The 20,211-nt window shown below is 43.7% G+C and carries 17 protein-coding genes; 8 read left to right on the forward strand and 9 right to left on the reverse strand.

Annotated elements, in window-relative coordinates; translation table 11 throughout:
- Positions 1-47: 47 nt before the first annotated feature.
- A complete protein-coding gene (locus R1T43_RS02990) occupies positions 48-257 on the forward strand; it encodes a cold-shock protein (RefSeq protein ID WP_013786252.1) in 210 nt (69 codons plus the stop codon).
- A 136-nt stretch (positions 258-393) separates the two neighbouring features.
- Positions 394-1,161: a hypothetical protein gene (locus R1T43_RS02995; RefSeq protein WP_317352726.1), complete on the forward strand. Its 768-nt coding sequence runs from the start codon at positions 394-396 to the stop codon at positions 1,159-1,161.
- A gap of 92 nt (positions 1,162-1,253) precedes the next feature.
- Here the strand turns inward: R1T43_RS02995 and cysK are convergent, their stop codons facing one another.
- Entirely contained in the window at positions 1,254-2,210 is a 957-nt protein-coding gene (cysK, locus tag R1T43_RS03000; protein ID WP_317352728.1) for a cysteine synthase A, read from the reverse strand.
- A 108-nt stretch (positions 2,211-2,318) separates the two neighbouring features.
- Here cysK and R1T43_RS03005 point away from each other — a divergent pair, with 108 nt between their 5' ends.
- Positions 2,319-2,804, forward strand: coding sequence for an Lrp/AsnC family transcriptional regulator (locus tag R1T43_RS03005; RefSeq protein ID WP_211071950.1), 486 nt, complete (start codon positions 2,319-2,321; stop codon positions 2,802-2,804).
- 175 nt (positions 2,805-2,979) lie between these two features.
- Positions 2,980-4,575 carry a methyl-accepting chemotaxis protein gene (locus R1T43_RS03010; RefSeq protein WP_317352730.1) on the forward strand — a complete coding sequence of 532 codons (1,596 nt, stop codon included), beginning with the start codon at positions 2,980-2,982 and terminating at the stop codon, positions 4,573-4,575.
- A gap of 492 nt (positions 4,576-5,067) precedes the next feature.
- Here R1T43_RS03010 and R1T43_RS03015 read toward each other — a convergent pair whose 3' ends face one another.
- The 3 genes from R1T43_RS03015 to R1T43_RS03025 are packed head-to-tail and all read right to left on the reverse strand — an operon-like array spanning position 5,068 to position 8,018.
- Positions 5,068-6,078 (reverse strand): cytochrome d ubiquinol oxidase subunit II, encoded by a 1,011-nt coding sequence (locus tag R1T43_RS03015; protein WP_057795788.1) that lies wholly within the window; start codon positions 6,076-6,078, stop codon positions 5,068-5,070.
- Between the two features lie 9 nt (positions 6,079-6,087).
- The gene (locus R1T43_RS03020; protein WP_317352736.1) at positions 6,088-7,449 is read right to left on the reverse strand and encodes a cytochrome ubiquinol oxidase subunit I; all 1,362 of its coding nucleotides are present in this window, start codon (positions 7,447-7,449) and stop codon (positions 6,088-6,090) included.
- 11 nt (positions 7,450-7,460) lie between these two features.
- Positions 7,461-8,018 carry a GbsR/MarR family transcriptional regulator gene (locus R1T43_RS03025; RefSeq protein WP_013786244.1) on the reverse strand — a complete coding sequence of 186 codons (558 nt, stop codon included), beginning with the start codon at positions 8,016-8,018 and terminating at the stop codon, positions 7,461-7,463.
- A 368-nt stretch (positions 8,019-8,386) separates the two neighbouring features.
- Between R1T43_RS03025 and R1T43_RS03030 the strand changes: the two genes are divergently transcribed.
- Positions 8,387-9,415 carry an energy transducer TonB gene (locus tag R1T43_RS03030; protein ID WP_317352740.1) on the forward strand — a complete coding sequence of 343 codons (1,029 nt, stop codon included), beginning with the start codon at positions 8,387-8,389 and terminating at the stop codon, positions 9,413-9,415.
- Positions 9,416-9,576: 161 nt separating this feature from the next.
- Here the strand turns inward: R1T43_RS03030 and R1T43_RS03035 are convergent, their stop codons facing one another.
- The 5 genes from R1T43_RS03035 to ubiD form a co-directional block, all read right to left on the reverse strand.
- Positions 9,577-10,551: a transporter substrate-binding domain-containing protein gene (locus tag R1T43_RS03035; RefSeq protein WP_317352742.1), complete on the reverse strand. Its 975-nt coding sequence runs from the start codon at positions 10,549-10,551 to the stop codon at positions 9,577-9,579.
- Positions 10,552-10,618: 67 nt separating this feature from the next.
- On the reverse strand, positions 10,619-12,001 hold the full coding sequence (locus R1T43_RS03040) for a M28 family metallopeptidase (protein WP_317352744.1): 1,383 nt from the start codon (positions 11,999-12,001) through the stop codon (positions 10,619-10,621).
- 153 nt (positions 12,002-12,154) lie between these two features.
- The gene (locus R1T43_RS03045) at positions 12,155-13,513 is read right to left on the reverse strand and encodes a hypothetical protein (protein WP_317352746.1); all 1,359 of its coding nucleotides are present in this window, start codon (positions 13,511-13,513) and stop codon (positions 12,155-12,157) included.
- A gap of 245 nt (positions 13,514-13,758) precedes the next feature.
- On the reverse strand, positions 13,759-14,454 hold the full coding sequence (gene fre, locus R1T43_RS03050) for an NAD(P)H-flavin reductase (protein WP_317352748.1): 696 nt from the start codon (positions 14,452-14,454) through the stop codon (positions 13,759-13,761).
- A gap of 23 nt (positions 14,455-14,477) precedes the next feature.
- Complete coding sequence (ubiD, locus tag R1T43_RS03055) at positions 14,478-15,965, reverse strand: 4-hydroxy-3-polyprenylbenzoate decarboxylase (protein WP_211071958.1); 1,488 nt, start codon at positions 15,963-15,965, stop codon at positions 14,478-14,480.
- Between the two features lie 247 nt (positions 15,966-16,212).
- Between ubiD and R1T43_RS03060 the strand changes: the two genes are divergently transcribed.
- From R1T43_RS03060 to R1T43_RS03070, 3 genes are all read left to right on the forward strand, one after another.
- On the forward strand, positions 16,213-16,464 hold the full coding sequence (locus R1T43_RS03060) for a TIGR02647 family protein (protein WP_126871752.1): 252 nt from the start codon (positions 16,213-16,215) through the stop codon (positions 16,462-16,464).
- A gap of 263 nt (positions 16,465-16,727) precedes the next feature.
- Positions 16,728-17,372, forward strand: a complete 645-nt coding sequence (locus tag R1T43_RS03065; RefSeq protein ID WP_317352754.1) for a tetratricopeptide repeat protein — start codon at positions 16,728-16,730, stop codon at positions 17,370-17,372.
- Positions 17,373-17,869: 497 nt separating this feature from the next.
- Complete coding sequence (locus tag R1T43_RS03070; protein WP_317352756.1) at positions 17,870-20,203, forward strand: TonB-dependent receptor; 2,334 nt, start codon at positions 17,870-17,872, stop codon at positions 20,201-20,203.
- The last annotated feature ends 8 nt before the right edge of the window (positions 20,204-20,211 follow it).

Genomic DNA, 20,211 nt, shown 5'->3' on the forward strand with positions numbered 1-20,211 from the left:
TACGCGCTTATTGCGCAATTTAATATGATATTTGAGGTCTATACGACATGTCTAAAGTTACAGGCACCGTTAAGTGGTTTAACGCTGATAAAGGTTATGGTTTTCTAACTCAAGATAACGGCGGTAAGGACGTATTCGTTCATTTCCGTGCTATCGTTTCTGACGGTTACAAAACTCTTCCAGAAGGTCAGCGCGTGGAATTTGAAGTAGAAGAAGGTCAAAAAGGTCTTCAAGCTGCTAACGTGCACGCCATCTAAGAAATTCAAAAACGGCGGTCTGAAAAGACCGCCGTTTTTCTTTCTTTTATAAACACTACATTCGTTAATATAGTTGGTTTTCCCGCTATTAAGTGCTTTACTGTTTTAGTATTAAACTTAATGAAAGGATTTGCTAATGTTAAGGATGAATAGTGTTTTTTTCGCTTTTGTTCTACTTTCCACTTTTATATCTTCTTCATCGTTCGCGCAATCATCCAGTAAAATACAAAATACTTCCCAAGACACCCCAAGTGCCAGCAGCGCCGTTAGCAAACAAGCCATTAGTAACCAAAGCAATGCTATTGCCATGCTTTTCGGTGAACCAATTACCCTAGCTGACATTACTCCCGACCAAGACACAATGTCGAAAATTCGAAAGCAAGCGCCCGATAACGTCACGCAGCTTATTACTCAGATGCGAGCTATCAATCTGGCGAACCAAATTATAGAAGCAGTGCTTAGCGACTATGCGAGTACACACGATATCGAGGTGGACTTGGCCCTAGTGGAAGCTTTTAAGCAAAAATTTGGATCAGAATATGAAAAGAACAACCAGAAAGTAGCCGCTAAGAACGATGCTCTGCAAAACGATAATGAGTTGGAGGAAAGTGCTAGTAATGAAGATATTACGAGTATTGACGAGATTGCATCAACGCAAGTAGAGCGTTGGCAAATAGAAAAACACCTGTATAAAACCTATGGTGGGGCAGTGATTTTCGAGCAGTCGAACCCTTCAATGCCGGTAGAAGCCTACTTAGCTCTGATGAAAGAATACGCGAACGAAGGTAAGTTCAAGGTGTTAGATGAAGCCTTAGCTGAACGCTTTTGGGAGGCTTTCGAACCACCATACGAATTCGTAATCGCGCCTGAAGACGTGAACTTTAACCAACCTTGGTGGCGTTAATGCATAAGTGGCAACCTTTGTAGGTTGCCAATAGCCACATCGTTATTCGCCTCTCTCTAACGTTAGTCGACACTATTTGACGTTAGACGGCATTAATCGGCAAATAGCGGGGTAGAAAAGTAACGCTCGGCGCCATCGGCAAGAATGACAACGATGTTCTTGCCCTCATTAGAAGGTTGTTGGGCTAATTGAGCGGCAGCAAAGAGTGCGGCTCCCGAAGAAATTCCTACCGCTAAGCCTTCTACTCTCGCAACCTGCTGGGCGTAAGCTATGGCTTCGTTGTCTTCTACCGTAATTATCTGATTGATTTGGCTAACATCAAGCACGTCAGGAACATGGCCTGAACTCAATCCCTGAATATTGTGCACGCCACCATGCCCTTTGCTTAACACCGGACAACTAGCTGGTTCAACGGCCACTACTTCTAAATGAGGAATGTGGGCTCGCATGCTTGTGGCTAAGCCAGTAAGCGTGCCGCCAGTGCCTACACCGGCAACCACGATATCGACATTACCATTAGTATCGCGCAGTATTTCTTGGGCGGTAGATTTAGCATGCGCATCAGGGTTAGCTTGGTTTGAAAATTGAGACAGGCCCACCGCGGCTGGGTTTTGCTCAATAAGTGCTGTTGCTTTATCTATGGCGCCTTTGGTGCCAAGATGCTTTGGTGTAGTGACCACATGCGCCCCATAATGACGTATCAGCTTTTGGCGCTCTACTGACATATGTTCTGGTATGCACACTGTCAGTTTAATACCGTAAATAGCGCAGAGCCAAGCACAGGCCACACCGTTGTTTCCTGACGACGCTTCAATTATTTCAGTTTTCTCATTAAAAGCAGAGCTCGCCATTAGCGCGTTGAGCATGGCTATTGCCGGTCTGTCTTTTATTGAACCTGCAGGATTGAAAAATTCCACCTTGGCTAACAGTGTCGCCTCCACATGTTGGCTTGCCGCAAATTTACTTAAGCGTATTAGTGGTGTGTTTCCTATGGTTTGCGTTATATCGTCAACGACCCCAGGCATGGTATTTATCGCGTAATCAAGCATTTCAAAAATCTCTACAAGTCAGTCTTATTCAATAGTGACAGCTAGAAAAAGAGAAATTTACTCATTACTCCCTATTTGATAGGTTAGATGTAGTTAATAATTCTATTTATGTGGTTTAAAGTGAAAAATATTGCTCTTGATGGTGTCGATAAGGCTATATTGTTGCTTCTTCAGCAAGACGCCAATGTGCCGGTTGCAGATATAGCGGAGAAAGTGGGCCTAACGGCTACGCCGTGTTGGCGACGTATACAGCGCCTAGAAGCGCAAGGCGTCATTTCCCGTCGCGTAGCATTATTGCAGGCGCATAAATTAGGCTTGGCAATGACGGTGTTTGTGCAAATCAAAGCCGCTCGTCACGATGGGAAGTGGTTAACAGACTTTGCTAAGCACGCGTCATCGTTTGAAGAAGTGGTTGAATTTTATCGTATGTCTGGAGAATACGATTACTTGCTTAAAGTTGTGGTAACCGATATGGCTGCTTTCGACCATTTCTATAAAAGACTCGTAAATGGCATTGATCTAAACGATGTCACCTCTAGTTTTGCCATGGAACAACTGAAATACACAACGGCGCTTCCACTTACTCATCTTTAACAAAAACCAAATAGATCGCTAATTATTTAAGGCGTGCGAAAGTAAAAAGGACGAACTCGGGTCTAGGTTACTTATGGGTTACTAAAAACACTAATATAAGTATTTTATTGGATTATGCTTCAAAGTGTCTACAGTAATACTTTACGTTAACTTTTTCTCCCGAAGGCAGTAAGCAATGTTAAACACTATAAAAGTAAGAATTTTAACGGGTTATGCAGGAATATTACTCGCAACCTTGATTGCTGCCGTGGTACTAACATTGAACAACAAACAGGTGACGCACCAGGTCGACACCTTCGTGAGTGAAACCTTACCCGCCTTAAGTACCCTTGATAGTGTGCAAAGTAATAGTAAGCAACTTGTTTTAATTGGCTACTCACTTTATGGCACAACGTTATCGGGTAATGCTTTTGAAGAACAAAAACAAGTATTGGTGCAAAACGTAGATGCTGGATTTAACGCACTAGGCTACATGGCTGGTGATACCCTTAAATCCCAGTTCAATTCGCTGGTCTCAAGTATGGATTCACTTCAAGCTACTATGTCTGCATCGCGGGTAGATTGGGATCGTGCCCGTGATGATTTGCAGTTATTGAATGAACTAGCCTCCGTTTTTGATAACGCGTTAATTGAAGTAAGAAATCAGGTGGCAAGCAAAGCGGGTGAGCGTTCGCAGGCGATAGGAAGTCAGTTACAAACCAGCCAATTCACTATTTATCTGCTAGTGGTCATTCTAGCTGCTGTTGCCATGGCAGGTTTCTATAGTGCTAAAAAACAAATTGCGCAGCCTATAGAAGGCATGGCTGAGAAGCTAGATAGTTTAGCGAAAAGCAGAAATTTAGTGGTGCGTCTTCCAGAACAACGCACCCATGAGCTTTGCAGAATGACCAACAGTATTCATGGTTTGGTATCTGTGTTCCAGGCTGGCATGAAAGAAGTAAAAGGAGCGGTATCTGGGATAGAAGGAGCGGTGAACTCTTTATCTACATCTACAGAACAGTCAAGCTCGTCAGTTGATAGTTTACTTACCGATATTACTGACCTAGTGAATATTATGGACTCGTTAGAGTCTGATATGGTTGAAAGCCTTCAGCGTTCACAAACAGCGGCAAACGCTGCGCAAGATAGCGCAAAACAGGTAGACGCAGGGCGTGTGCAAGTGAAGGAGACCGCAGTAGCTATTTCTGACTTAGCCAATGATATTGAACAAACGGCAAGTATGTTAGAAACCCTTCAGGTCGAAGGAAATAATGTTTCAAGTGCAGTTAAAACTATTGCAGAAATTGCCGATCAGACAAACTTATTGGCATTGAACGCAGCGATTGAAGCGGCGAGAGCTGGCGATTCTGGGAGAGGTTTCGCGGTAGTCGCTGACGAGGTAAGAACGCTAGCAGTAAGAACACAACAGTCCACCGTTGAAATTAATACTATGCTAGAAAATATTGTAGCGTCAATTACGTCTGCAGTATCCACCATGAGCTCAAATCAAAATAAAGCACATGACTCTGTTGGTTTAGCTAATGATTTGGTATCAACGCTTGAAGCAGGAACGCAAAGTATTTTGGCGTTAGTGAGCGTTAGTGAAGAAGCAGCCGTATTGGCGAAACATTCACAGTCGCAGGCGATTGAGGCTAAAAATGGCGTTAATCAATTTAAAGGGTTGGGAGATAGGTTGTCTCAAAACAATAGGCAAGTTAACGATGCCGCTGAAGATTTGTCTGCACTTGCGAATGGATTAAGTGCTAATGTAAACCAATTTAAAATCAGCTAATGCAAGAAGGGCCCTGTTAGGGGCCCTTCGTTACTAATGCTGTTGTTCTTCAGTTTGCTTGCTAGCAAAAATCTTGGATTTCTTTTGGATCTTACATCCTAAAATATTTTGAGCATTTTTCCGACCTATATAGTAAGCCACTGTATAGGGGTGAGCACGCCTGAAGAACCTTGAAAATGATTTAACTACATTGTTCATAATGGTACTCCTTTTAATTCTGCCCAAAATAAGCATACGTATATTTAATAATTATGTCAACACTGTCACAAAAGAAACTTAGAAGAAATTATCTTCATTTTTAGTGTAATTATTTGTTTACGGTTGCGTATGATCTAATTTAAAAGTAAGTGATCTAATGAATGAGTAATGAAATTGCTATGAAGTGAATTTGAGCGGGGCGAAAAAAAGGCTCCGTAACCAAGTGGTTAGGAGCCCATCATCTTTCTCAATGGTGAACCGGTGCTAGAAAGTGCTAAAAGATGCTATAAGAAGCTAATAGTAGCTAAGCTTTTCCGACTTACCTGAAAATATTTTGTATACCATCGCGGTGTAAGCAAGAATACAAGGCACTACAATAACCACACCCACTAATAAGAAGCGCAGTGAGTTGGCGTCGCTTAGTGCATCTTGCACCGTAAGGTGCCCTGGGATGACAAACGGATAGTAACTTACCCCGAAAGCCGTAAAGCAAAGTACAAATACGGTTAATGCTATAGCAAAAGGCATCCATTCACCTTTACCGCCCGCATCAGGTAGTTTTTTCAATAACACACCACACAAGCTGAGCAATAAAAAGCAGGCAACGGGAATAGCCATCAATACATAGCCAATCGTGGATGATAACCACAAATCACGCACATCATCATGTAAGGTCAAGTTTGCGAGGCTTACCGCCACTATACCTATTGAAAGGGCAAACAACCCTCTGCGCGCCCAGTAATAGGCTTTGGCTTGTAAATCGTTTTCAGCCTTTAATATTAGCCAGCACGAGCCAATAAAAGCATAAGCAGCCGTTACCCCAATCGCCGACAGTAAGGCAAACCCTTGTGCCCATAAGTCGGTACGTAGGCCGGTAACATAGATACCTAGCATGTAACCTTGTGCAAGCGTGGTAAGTAATGAACCGTACTTAAAGGTAAGATCCCACTTACGTTTATGTACTTGAACCACCTTTGCCCTAAAATCAAAAGAGACGCCACGCAAAATGAGCCCCAATAGCATGATGGTGGCTGGAATATATAGGCTTTGAAGTACCTCACTGTGTGCCTCGGGAAAGGCAATCAGCAAAAGTCCCACGGCCAATACTAACCAGGTTTCATTGGCATCCCAATAGGGCCCAATAGACGCAATCATATCATCACGAAACTTCTCTTCTCGGGGCGGTATTAAAACACCCACCCCTAAGTCGTAACCATCTAAAATAGCGTAGAGCAATACTGCCAGCCCAAGCAAGCCAACGTAGATATTCCCTAAGGTTTCTGCTGATACATTTTCAAATAACATAACTGCTCCTTACGTGTTGGCCGGCGACATTTTGCTGGCTTTGGCCATTTCACGCTCTTCTGTAGAAATCTCTTCAATTTCAACAGCGCGGCGACACATCAGCATTAGCGTTCCCATATAAGCGAACAGCAAAATAGTATAAATCGTGGCGTACATAGTGAACGAGAAAGCGATATTAGCAGGAGGTAGTGTTGTTACCGCTTCTTGTGTACGTAAAACACCACTAACAAGATAAGGCTGCCTGCCAATTTCAGTTACATACCAACCGGCTAAGGTTGCAATCCAGCCGCTGAATGCCATGCCAGCGAATACACGCTTAAGCCAAATTGGGAATGACTTTCCTCGTAATAGATAACTACTACCAAGCCATGAAACCGCCAACATTAAAAAGCCCATGCCTACCATCACCCGGAATCCGAAGAACACAGGTGCTACTGGGGGATGCTCGCCTTTAAAGTCGTTCAGGCCTTGAATTTTGCCATCCATTTTATGAGTTAAAATGAGACTGGCGCCGTTGGGTACCGGTATTTCAAAGTGATTTTCTCTGCTTTCTTCATCTGGAATGGCAAAAAGCAGTAAGGGCGCGCCCTCGGTGGTATCCCACAAGCCTTCCATTGCGGCAACTTTCTGCGGTTGATGCTCAAGGGTATTTAATCCATGCATATCGCCTGCAAAAATCTGCAAAGGAATAAGTACTGCCGCGGTATAGGTGGCAGTTTTAAGGGCAAGCTTTGGCGCCAGTTTGTCATCGCCTTTCAGCATACGGTAGGCCGATAAGCCGGCTATTAAAAAGCTGGCCGTCAGGCCCGAGGCTAACATCATGTGTACAAAGCGATAAGGAAACGAAGGATTAAAAATAATTTCGCTCCAATCTACGGCATATACAACGCCGTCGATAATTTCATGCCCTTGAGGCGTTTGCATCCAACTGTTGAGCGCTAGAATCCAAAAGGCTGACATGGTAGTGCCCACCGCCACAATTAATGTTGAAAGGGTGTGCAACCAGTTAGGTACCCGACGAATACCAAACAACATAATACCTAGGAACGTGGCTTCTAAGAAAAACGCAGTAAGGACTTCGTAACCTAGTAGTGGGCCCGCTACATTACCCACTCGCTCCATAAAGCCGGGCCAGTTAGTACCAAATTGGAAAGACATGGTCACGCCACTTACTACACCAAGTGCAAAGCTAAGTGCGAATACGCGCACCCAAAAGCGGTACATACGCATCCATACTGGATGACCGGTTACATTTGAGCGAAACTTGAAGTAAAAAAGGAACCATCCCATTGCCATGGTGATAGTTGGAAACAGGATATGAAAGCTAATATTTAATGCAAATTGTAAACGAGACAGCAAAAACGCATCCACAGATAGTCTCCTTAGTTAACGGAATTTTTTCCCGGTAGAATTTTGTCTTTCAGTTCTAACATACGGCCAACACCCGAGCCGAGTTTCATCAAGGTGTTAAGTTTATCTGGCCCCAAATTCTGAAGCTCCTGTGACCACGCAGTAACCGACTCTAATAAGTCGTGAATTTCATTCAGCTTATCTTGAGCGTTTGCTTCAGTTTTGTTGGCGGGAGTGTCTAGTAATAAATCCCGCAATAAACTCATGGTAGGATCTATTTCGCGCTTGCGGCGCTCTTCAAATACGCGGTTGGCAAGCGTCCAAATATCTCCGCCAGCTATAAAGAACTCTTTTCGTTCACCAGGAACAAGGTGTTGTTTTACCAAGCGCCACGACTGTAGCTCCTTCAACCCCATGCTGGTGTTGCCGCGAGATATATTGAGCGCGTCGGCAATTTCTTGTGCTGAAATGGGCTCATCAGCAAGTACAATAAGCGCCAAAATTTGGCCCACAGTGCGATTAAAGCCCCAACGACTGCCCATTTCACCGAAGTGCATAACCGCAGAAGTAATAAGTGGTGTCATTTTCATATCTATACCTGCTGAACTTTCAGAAATTACTGAAAGTTTATGCCGAAGTTTGATTGAGATCAACAAGTATCAGATGAAAATTATGTTAGGAGGAGTAAGAAAACACTTAAATGAGCAGTTGGATCTTATTTACATAATATGAAGCTCATTGGTCTTTATCGGATTAATGACTTACCGCGAAAGATGCAACGCAAACTAACTGCAACACTATCCTAGCAATCGTAAAATTAAGAAGGAATTCAGTCTCAACTTTACGTTTCGATAGGTTGTTAAGTGTAAAATATAGATGCTATAAATAACCTAGAGTTAAATAGGAAATGCGATGTTGAGGCTTATGGCTCTTCCTCGCTAAAAATTAGGGATAAATTTTGAAGGTATTTTCTGCGTTATTATGCGTGTCATTGATAATGGTAAGCGCTTCCTCTTTTGGCAGCAGCAAAAAAGTTAAAGCCGCCAAATTAATAAAAAATGCTAATACAGTGGAGGATGCCTTCACTTCTCGCGGTGGTATGGAAGGTTGGACAAGAGTTTCATTCATAATAGATACAGACGGAACAACGAAAGATATCGTTGTTTTTGATTATTCAGGTAAAGACCGGTATGTGAAAAAAAGCACTAAACTAGTTCAAAACCTACAGTATTCCCCCGCATCAATTAATGAAAAACCGGTAACCAGTGCTCAAATCTTGTTTGTTAAACACACTTACTCAGAAGCTGGTCATAGCGAAGGTAGTGTCACGCCTGCCTTTGCAAAAGAATACCAAGCTATAATAGACGCACTTACTAGCCCTTCCGCGAATATGTCTAGCATAAAAGTATCCATAGACGAGTTGGTAGAAGATCATACTAAGAATTTAAATGAGCATGCTTTAGCTGCGTGGTTAAAATCTATCTATTATTATAAGAATGAAGATTTTTTAGAATATATGCGCCAATCTCAAATTACGGTAGATTTATACGAATACCTACCTGTCGCAATATTGGCTAAATCTACGGTGAACCTTTTTCAGTCACAGCTTTACTACGGTAATTTCAATGGTGCCTCTGAAACCCTTGCGCGTATGGGAAGTGTTGATGGCCTCAATTTATCTCAACAAACCCATCAACAATTTGCCGACGCGCTTAAGGCTTCTAAGGCGACTGAATCATCAAATGTTACTAAAGGTCAGCTCAGTAGTTTAGGCGCGTGGTCTCAAGCTTATGAGTTCTCAACATTCAAAGTTGACGTTTCTCAAGGGAGTGTTGATTCAGTGGAACTTAGATGTAACGACTATCAACAAAAATATGTAGAAGGTTGGGAGAACCAAATAGATTTTCCGGCGCAAGCTTCTAATTGTATTTTGTTAATCAGAGGGGATGCGGGCGCAACATTTGATATTCTTGAAATTACGAGTTGAATAATCACGAAAGCGAGCGCTGATACGCACATCGATTGATTACAATGCCGCTCTTCTCAAGTGCGAGTTCAAGGTGCTGTCAAAGCGGCCACTGAGAGCGGCTAAAGAAAGCGCCCAATGAGAGCGGCTAAAGAGAGCAGCTAAATAGAGCAGCGAAGGAGCTACCAACGTCTAATCATGGTTTTATAAACATCAGGGTCGAGTAGGCTTTCTCGCTTGCTTTTTACGCCATCAAGCATAGCCATTGCATCAGCTTTAGACTCATACGTGATGCCATCAATGACGTAAACACTGTTATCGCCAGGTAATGCTTTATCTAATGGGTAGGCAATAGGTGTATCCAATGCCACAAGGCTCACGCTAGTTTCACCAATATAGTCAGCGATACCATCGTTATTTATATCTTTGGAAAGCCACGGTAGCCCTAGAATTTTATTATAACTGCCGTCCTGCTGCATAACTTGAATCGTTTGTTCAAACGCGTCAATAGTGGCCTTAGCATTCGGTGTATTGTCGCCAAGCGCCAATGAAAAACCTGCGTTCATTAATGCTGCTGAAGACACGTGTAAAAGTTCTTCGCCGTCTTTTTCAAGCAGCAAATTGAATTCTTCAATAAGCAATCGTGTAGTAATTAAATACGGGGCTCTATCGTCGGCTAGCTGCTTAAAAGCGTCGAATGTACTGGGATTACGCGACCATTTCACTTCTTTGAGCAAACGAAACTTCGGCGTATTAGCAAAACGGTTTTCTATTGCCACACGACTGTCTTTTAGATGCGGTATTAGCATTATTTCTTCAACATCGTATTTTTTGCCAGTGGCATATAAATAGATGGGCAAGTAGGGGGCGGATAGGGTAATGGCGTCTTTTCTTTCGCCTAAGTCTATATACGCGAACTCGCCATCCACCTTACCCGAGCGTACCGCGCTACCTAAGAAGGCGTCGCGCATAACTTGAAGCTCTAGGTCGGTTCGCATTCGCGAGAACGCCGTTTCGACGATAGACGTGAGTCTTGAAGGTTCGCCCTCATCGCTTACGTAAGTTTCAAATGGTGCTGCGGCAAGTGTGACACTATTTGCCTTTAACGGCGCCACAACTATGATAAAACTTAATAAAGCGATGACTCTCACCAACACGGGCGACATCTCCTAAACAACGTTATTATTATCTATTGGCGCTATTACTCTTTAACAAGTATAGCCGTTACTGGCCAAAACTGCCTGCAGCGCCTGGGAATACAACGGGGCTTTCAATACCATCGTTGTTCACGCTGGCCACCCCGAAAAAGTAGTTATCAATCACTACGTTTTCTAGTGTAGCTTCGTTCACCTTACCAACAAACTTACTGAATTCCCATTGCGGTGCATCGGTATGACGCCAGTAAACTTTGTAGCCTGCCAGCTGAGGGTTTTGCGCTGCATCTGCCGCTTCCCACATTAGTGTAGTAGAGGGCTGAACGGCGCCTTTAATGGTGACCTTGGCAGGCGGGTTCGGTGCCCAAGCCATAGCCGCTAGCGATACGGCGTTTAAGCCAGTAAGCTTGGCTGCGTAGTCAAAATTCACACCATCTAAGGTATCGCCGTATTTGATACCGTCTTCTTCTCTAAGGTCTTGATGCTGGCGAGTGTAGTTTTCATTGGTTTCCATAATACGAATACCGGGAAAACCTAAATCGTTGAAAGGGCGATGATGTCCACCACGACCAAAGCGATCTAGTCGATAAATAACCATGGTGTCTAGATTCTCGATGTATTGGTCGGCAATGTTATCGATGTATCTTGCTAAGTTTCTGCTTGGTGAATCTACTTCGCCACCGGTGAAGCGGCGGGTGCGTGCTTCATCTGGGGTTTCGGTTACTCGCGTGCCTTCTGCAAATATACGCGCGGTGGTGTTGTTGATAACGCCGTTAACGCCTTCAATGTTGCCAATCATGTCATTGTTCAATACGGCTTTTAATCGCCAGCCGTCTTTTTGTGCTTGGTTTGCCATAATACGCCCACCAAACAAGCCTTGTTCTTCCCCTGCTAGCGCGGCGTACACAATGCTGCCGTTAAATGTATATTTCGATAATATGCGTGCGGCTTCCAGTGTGCCAGCTACCCCAGACGCATTGTCGTTTGCGCCAGGTGAATCTGATGTGAAATCCATCACATCAGATACGCGAGAATCGATATCACCCGACATCATGACGTAGCGTTCTGGATCGGTACTGCCGCGTTGAATAGCAATAACACTTACCACGTCGACAGGGTCAGGAATGCGCTTCTCACCGCTAATGGTTTCAGACTGAAAGTATACTTCTAAGCAACCGCCACACTCAGCTGATATTTTTTCAAACTCAGCCTTAATCCACCGCCTTGCTGCCCCAATGCCGCGGGAGTCTGATTCAGTTTCAGATAAGGTGTGTCGCGTACCAAAATTCACCAGTGTGGTGATATCGCTTTCAATGCGCTTAGGGGAAATGTCTTCGGCAATGTTATACAAGGATTGCTGCTGCGCACTTTGCGCCTGCGCGTTAAATGCAAAAGTAAGAGGGAGTGCAGCTAACGCTGAAATTTTTACGAATGTAGGAATGCTTTTTATCATTGTTTTCTCCATATTTTTTACCACCATACTGGATACGAGAGAAAGCAACAAATGGGGTTAACGTGTGGAGAAGTTAATGGTCGAATTAAAAGGTGTATTAAGAATAGCCTCTTTAAAAAGAGGCTATTCGCAAAGGTGAAAGTAAGTAGCTAACTATCTGGCTATATAAAGTGCACCAAATGAAGAATTACTCCAATCAGATAAAGACTCAAGATAATCTGTTGTATCTAGTACGTCCTCTGCTCGCAAATACAGGAAGCCAGACTCTATTTCCTGTGTTACGTCTAAATCTAGTTCGAAAGGTAAAACAACATCATCAAAATTTAGCGTTTCAAGAATGCTCATTGAGCCTTGAGCGGGAGTGGTTAAACTGAAAGTGAACTCTTCATATGAGGCGAAATAAAAGTAAATATTGTCGGCTCCGGTATTTGAGAAATCATAATCGTCGCCTGAAAGCATATCTTGAGCGGCTTCAAGGAATGGGGTTGGTTCCATCACGGTAAAATCGACGACGCCTGCATAATCTGAATCGACCGAAACACCAGACACCATGTCCATCCAAACGTAACCTTCTATGCCATCAAAAAGCATCTCATCATCGGTTGTTTCTACAAATGTAAGATAAGTTTCTAAGTTTTCGCTTTCACTGTAAATGGGTAGACCCGGCGGTAAAAAGGCGAGTGAGTCAGCGCCTGTGTAAAAATCGTAAGAGTATAAATCTTCAATTTGGCTAGAACTTGATACACGGTAATCGCTTTCAGTAAATACAGGTGTATTGGTGACTAGGTAGGGAACGTTGGTATTAAGGTGTGCATCTGATAGTGAAATATCATTGGTAGTATCAAAGTCATAATCGGATATCTGAGCACTATACACCTCTATTTCTTGGTACGGCTGGCCGTTGGAGGCAGTTGAAATAACTAATGCTAAACTAGGCCATTCGCCATCAACAGCTCTACATACTTCGGCTTCAGCTACTTCGTCAATGCCATAAGAATACGTTTGCTCATTGCTATTAGCCGCAGACGCACGCACACTTACATTACCTGATACCGTAAATTCACCGATATCAAAAGTGACATTTTCGCATTCACATTCAGTCACATTATCTTCGGCACCTGGAAAGGAGGTCATATTAAGAATTTTATCGGCGGTAACCGACACGTAGGTTTTTACTTCAGGAAAGCGGCCACTGTCGCCGATTGAGAAAGTAATTGAGCTGAAAGTGGCTACATCACCATAGTCTATCGCAATATCGCCATTTTCATCGGCTTCATAGACTTCTACAGCGTCGCCTGATGCATCGTGTCGTACGATAACAGCTTCAGGTTGAGGGGTAATAGTGCCGCACTTCGATGTGTAAGATGCGTTAACAATATATTCAAATGATGAGTTTCCGCCACCAGAGCCGCCAGATGGAGGCGTTTGAGTGTCAGGGGTGCTATCGCTGCCACCGCATCCAATTAAGCTCAAGGCTATTGAAGTAGCAAGAACATTTTTGGTGTTAAGCATGGTTTACTCCTACATACGTCAAGAAAGGCGCAAGCAAAAGCAAAGACAAATAACGCAAGTAACTCAAATAACTAAAGCGCCAATGCTTCCTGCTAGGCCAAAAGGGCTATCCCGCCCTTAAGATTACCAATAATAACAAAGCAGCCATTGGGGAGGCTCTCAACACTTTGTTATTTGAAGAATTAACACTCTAGCTATTTAGAAGTAGAATCACCATTTTCAAATGTAACAACATGTACGTTTATTTAAATAAACGCGAAGGCATCGCCAAATAGGTTTTCTACCTTTAAGCCGCGAACGGTAAAGTCTTCACGCACAGTCTTGGCCATTTCAAAACGCCCAGCGACATACACTTGCATGTGTTCGAAATCCGTATGGTCGGCCAATACAGCATGGTGAACCCATCCTGTTCTACCTTTCCAGTCATCTTCGGCAAATTCAACCACAGGAACAAAAGTAAAATGCTCGTGCTCTGCGGCTAGTGCATTTAGCGCTTCTGATAAATATAAATCACCGGCATGACGGCCACCCCAATAAAGAGTAATAGGCGTTTTATCGCCACTGTGCAGGTGCTGCTGTAATATAGAATAGGTGTAGGAAAAGCCTGTGCCTCCAGCGATTAATACCATCGGCAAGCCATTTGATTGCAAAAAGGCTTGACCGTTATTTACGCTAAGGCTAATTTCGCCTTCTTCTTTCATACGACTCAATACTTCACCGGCAAAGGTGTTGCCAGGCTCTGCGCCAATGTGAAGTTCAATGCGTGAACTATCAAAAGCGGCATTGGCGATAGAAAAGGGCCGTTTATCTTTTTCGCCCATATCAATAAGCGCATACTGACCAGCTTGGAAGGCAACTGGCGCAGGCGGAGTCAATTCAACTTTGTATACTACGTCGGTTAACGGCGTGATGCTGGCAACCTTACATTTAATCTGTGACATGTAATCTCTTCTTACGTTTGCTGTTAGCGTTTCGCCGTTGGTAAGTCCATGATACCAAGTTCATCCCAGATATCATCCACCCGTTTTTTCACGTCTTCGTCCATCACAATGGGCTCGCCCCATTCACGGTCTGTTTCGCCGGGCATTTTATTGGTGGCATCCATCCCCATCTTCGATCCAAGGCCAGATACTGGCGAAGCAAAATCTAAATAGTCGATAGGGGTATTTTCAATCATAACCGTATCGCGAGCTGGATCCATACGTGTGGTGATAGCCCAAATTACGTCGTTCCAGTCACGGGCGTTTACGTCGTCATCGCACACTATCACAAACTTGGTGTACATGAACTGTCTTAAAAACGACCATACACCCATCATCACGCGTTTGGCATGCCCTGGATATTGCTTTTTCATCGTAACTACAGCCATGCGGTAAGAACACCCTTCTGGCGGTAGGTAAAAGTCTACAATTTCTGGAAACTGCTTTTGCAAAATAGGCACGAAAACTTCGTTTAATGCTACCCCTAAAATAGCCGGCTCATCAGGCGGGCGACCGGTATAAGTAGAATGATAAATGGGATCTTTACGGTGAGTAATATGGGTTACCGTAAACACTGGGAAGTCATCTACTTCATTGTAGTAACCGGTATGGTCGCCATAAGGCCCTTCAGGTGCAACTTCGTCTTGCGCAATATAGCCTTCCAGTACAATTTCAGCACTCGCGGGCACTTGTAGATCGTTACTTATCGATTTAACCACTTCGGTTTTATCGCCTCGTAACAACCCTGCAAAGGCATATTCGGAAAGGGTATCTGGAACAGGCGTAACGGCACCTAAAATGGTTGCCGGGTCGGCACCTAGCGCAACGCTTACCGGGTACGGTTTACCTGGGTGAGTTTGGCACCACTCACGAAAATCGAGAGCGCCCCCACGGTGAGATAACCAGCGCATAATAAGTTTATTTTTGCCGATAACCTGCTGGCGATAAATACCTAGGTTCTGGCGGTTTTTGTGCGGGCCTTTGGTAACGCTTAATCCCCACGTAATAAGTGGCGCAGCATCACCTGGCCAACAACGCTGAATAGGCAGTTTACCTAAATCGACATCATCACCGGTTAGCACGATTTCTTGGCAAGGCGCTTTTTTAACGACCTTGGCTGGCATATTCAGTACCTGTTTAAAAACAGGCAATTTCTGCCACAAATCCTTTAGCCCTTTTGGCGGTTCAGGTTCTTTTAAATAGGCCAGCAATTCGCCCACTTCTCGAAGTGCCGCAACCGACTCTTGCCCCATTCCCATCGCCACACGTTCTGGTGTGCCAAACAAGTTAGCTAATACCGGCATGCTATGGTTTTTAGGGTTTTCAAATAATAGCGCAGGGCCACCGGCACGTAATGTACGGTCGGCTATTTCTGTCATTTCTAAATCGGTATCGATTGGCTGGCTTATGCGAACCAATTCACCTTTGGCTTCCAACTGGTGAATAAAGTCACGTAAATCTTTGTACTTCATTTGAACAGGGGGTATCCGCAGACTAAAGTTAGGAACAAGAATATACTATTTCGACACAAAGTCCGATCAGTTCAGTGGGCTAAAAGGGTGGCTTATCAGGTTTTAGCGGCGTATGTTGATAAAATAATCTGGACACCCTACGTAAATGGTAGTCTGATAGCGTTAGTGCGGTTGAACTTCAAGTAGTTGAACTGTCTATACAAAAGAGTGAATAACAATAATACCCTTTTTTGCCTAAGGTGAGTGTATGACAATATTTGACCAGGACATGCTCGACGAACTTAACTTATTAGTTAAGTTTCCTACAGACAGTTTATTACAAGGCCTAAAGATACATCACGATGCCAGCCAATCAATGGTGAATGCCGCATCAAGACTTTATACAAAAGGTCTGATTACTCAGCCCGATGGCGGTTACCTTACCGATTTAGGAATCGATTTGGCCGATCATTCCCGTCATCTACAATCAGCGCTGTGTAATCGGAAAAGTAGTCACTAACGAATACGCGCCTGCAGCGGGGCTGTTATTGAGCCTAGTTAAATAAGCCCCGCTAAATTCCCATTAAGTATTCGTGATAATGGCCGATAATTAAATATAGCCAAAAAGGCTTAGAGGCAAATATCGTTATATAGATACCTTTTATTTGTTATCCTGCCTTTATACCTAAACGCTTTAGAAACACGATTTTTATATATTAATTTTAGACATTAACTTAAAGCATAACTTTCAGACATTAACGTCTAAATAAAGAAGCCATTGATATGAAACTGTATTCACTGCCCACAATTTGTTTATTGCTTTCTACACTTTTCAGCGCCGCGGTGTTGGCTGAAGGGGAAACCATTGATGAAATTCGTGCGGTACAGTTGTACGATCAAAATGCGCTTATCGATATGATCAACGCCAATACCCATTTAGATAAAGTGGTCGCCGACCGTTGTCAGCTGGTACAAGACATAGAAGCTCGTGCCGATATATTGAAAGTGCCTGCCTACCAGTTTTTATGGGGCGACATGTTAGCGTGGGGGGTATGCGTGGATGCTGAACCTGCGAGAGGCATGACCCATATTGAAGATGCGGCGAACCAAGGTTTTCCAGCTGCGTTGGAACAGTTGGGCCGTTACTATGCTAACGGTACATTAGTGCAAGAGAACAAAGAAAGGGCGGTGGTGTATTTACGAGAAGCCGCGGCGCTTAAAAGTTTAAAGGCGCAATTGCAGTTAGTTAAGCTGTTTCTCGATGGGTACGGTAGCCCTTACGACTATCAAGATGCCTACCATTGGTTACATAACTCAGTCACTAACGACAAAGCGCAACATCAAAAAATAGCCAGTTACTTAACCAAGCTTGAAAAGCTAATGCACCCTAAAGCAGTACGCGCAGCGAAACGCCCATTAGACAGCTAGTTTCATACATTAGACAGGCTAGCTCCGTAAGTTAGCTCCATAGCTTAGCGATTACTGCTACTTCGTTCGCTCAACCTTACAGCGTGCTTGCAAAACTTTCCCCACCGCAACACACCTCGATTAAACTACGACAGCAATAAACTAGTACCTCAGTATACTAACGCCTCAGTAAGCTAGCTCCTCAGCAAATAATGACTGCCATAGATAACGACTTCAAAAACACCCGCCAGCAGGTGATGAATAGCACCTTACTGCAACTCAATACGTTAATTGTGTATTTCTGTACATGTATGATAATTATTGGTTTTTGAAACATGTTGTCATAAAACTGCCTCTTATCTGTCACCCATGCTTCATCATTTCGTCTTATTTCAGGGCTAGATTCTTCTGCTTTGCAGCGCGCTGACGATTACTGCAACTCAATATGAAAAAAGCATATGAACACGTACACAACACACTAACAAAACGCTAATTGAAGTAAATTAAGGGACAGACACATGTTTTCAAAAACGCTACTAGCCACCGCTATTTTCAGCGCATTGGCCGCTCCAACGTTTGCTAACACAGACTCACCAGCAGATGAAAAAGATTACATTGAAGAAATTACCGTTACTGCGCAAATGCGTGAGCAGTCAATTATGGATGTTCCAGTCACCATGGATGTTATTTCAGGCGACTTTTTAGAGCGCACTAACATTATGGAACTTGATGAGCTTTCCCGCGTTTTGCCAAACGTTCAAATTCAGGAACAAGCAGTAAGCTTGCCTTCATTTAATATTCGTGGTGTTACCGACGATGGCTCTTCGGTTTCAGCCACGCCACGTATCTCTGTCTATCAGGATGGCTTCGATATTAGTAAGAAAACCGTATCAAGTGTGGCGCTTTACGATATTAGCCGTGTTGAAGTACTAAAAGGCCCTCAGCCCACACTATTTGGTGTTGCCGCGGCTAACGGTGCTATCAGTATTCACTCTCACTTGCCTACCAATGAAAAAGAGGCGACGGTTCAGCTAGGTTACGACACTGAGTCGGGCAAAGAAGCTGAGTTCATGTTCAATACACCTATTAATGACAATCATAGCGTGCGTATTGCCGGTCTATACCGCGAGATGGACGGTATTATAGAAAACAATGCCTGTTCTGAAGACAGTTACTATGGCAATGCCGACATGATTGATCATTTAGGCAATGCAGTGCCCTGTAATAGCGAAGACTTACAAGGCATTTCAGTGCAAGCACTGCGTGGTACATGGAAAGCCAGTTACGACAACTTTGAAGTAATCGCTCGTGCTTCCATGGAATACAACGATCAACCAGGTATTGCGTTTAAGTCAGGCTCGATTGCGCCTAATGGCGGCGACACTAGCCCTTTTACGGCTGCTGAGTTCAGTATGGGTAGCGAGTTAGGTATTGAGCGTACGCTGCAGGCCTACGATATTTCACTTGATTACGATATCAGCAACAGCCTAATGTTCCATGGTGATGCGTATTATAAAGACGTAGAAGTGAGTGAAGGGTTTGATGCCGATGGTACCGCGCTTAGAATTCAAGATGCTTACTTCGATAACGATGCAACACTAAGCGGTGGCTCAATGCGCTTAGTGTATGACGCGGGTGATAAATTGGTTGCTTTCGTAGGCGCCTCAGTTAGCCAAGATGATTCCATACTTCCATATTACGTCATGGTAGACCCGTTCATACGTGGTACGTTCGATGCGGTAAAAGCGCAATTAGAAGCCTCTTCTAATATTCCGCTAAATCAAAATATTGCTACTGACGCCTCTTTAGAAGAAATTGAAGCTCTGCGAGCCATGCTAGTGTCTTCGTTATTTAACGCCGACGGCACACCCATTTCTAACGCGGACTTTCCTTCGTCATTAATTCAGGGCCCGTACATCTTCGAAGCAGAGTTAGACATTACTTCTTACGTGGCAGAGGTTTCTTACTTTGTAACAGATAATATTAACGTCACCGCTGGTGTGCGTTATATTGATGAATCACGTTTTACAAAAAATACTTATACGCTGCCAGATGGCACATTTACTTTTGAAGCAGAAGGCGACTTTGACGATACGCTACCTCGTTTTGCCGTTAGCTACGACATGAACGATAGTTGGAATTTTTACGCAAACTACGCCCGCGGCCGTCGCTCACCTGTGGTTAATGCTGATTTCTCTGGTGTATCTACCACTAAAGCTGAAATTGTCGATAGCTACGATTTAGGTGTTAAATATCAAAGCAACAACTTCACCTTCTCGGGTGCGGTGTTTACGTATGAATATAGCGATTACCAACAGTCTTATACTGACCCTGAAACCCTTCAATCCATTACCGTAACCGTTGGTGATTCAACTATGTCGGGCATTGAAGGCATGGGTACCTATCACTACAGCGATACTTTATCGATAACCGGTAGTATTGGTTTCTTAGACGCAGAGTTTGCTGATGAAACAGCCGATGGAAGCCCATTCCAGTATGCTGGCAATAAATTCCGCTTAGCCCCAGAGGTGAGCGGTGCGATAAACATCAACAAGGAATTTGAAGTTCAGAACTGGTTAGTAAATGTGAATTGGCTAACGAGCTTCCAGTCTGAAGTATTCTTTGAGAGCAGCAACTACCCTGGTTTGTCGCAAGATACTCATTCATTGACAGATATTTCTGTACAACTTTCGCAAGAAGCGAGCAGCTTTGCGTATGAAGTGTATTTAGAAAATGCCTTTGATAAAGAGTATGTAATTGATGCTGGTAATACGGGTGGTGGTTTAGGTATTCCTACCTATGTTCGCGGTATGCCGCGCATTGCAGGCGTGCGCTTCTACTACAGCTACTAATATCTTTT

Source organism: Alteromonas sp. CI.11.F.A3 (assembly GCF_032925565.1).
In the GTDB taxonomy this organism is placed as follows: Bacteria; Pseudomonadota; Gammaproteobacteria; order Enterobacterales; family Alteromonadaceae; genus Alteromonas.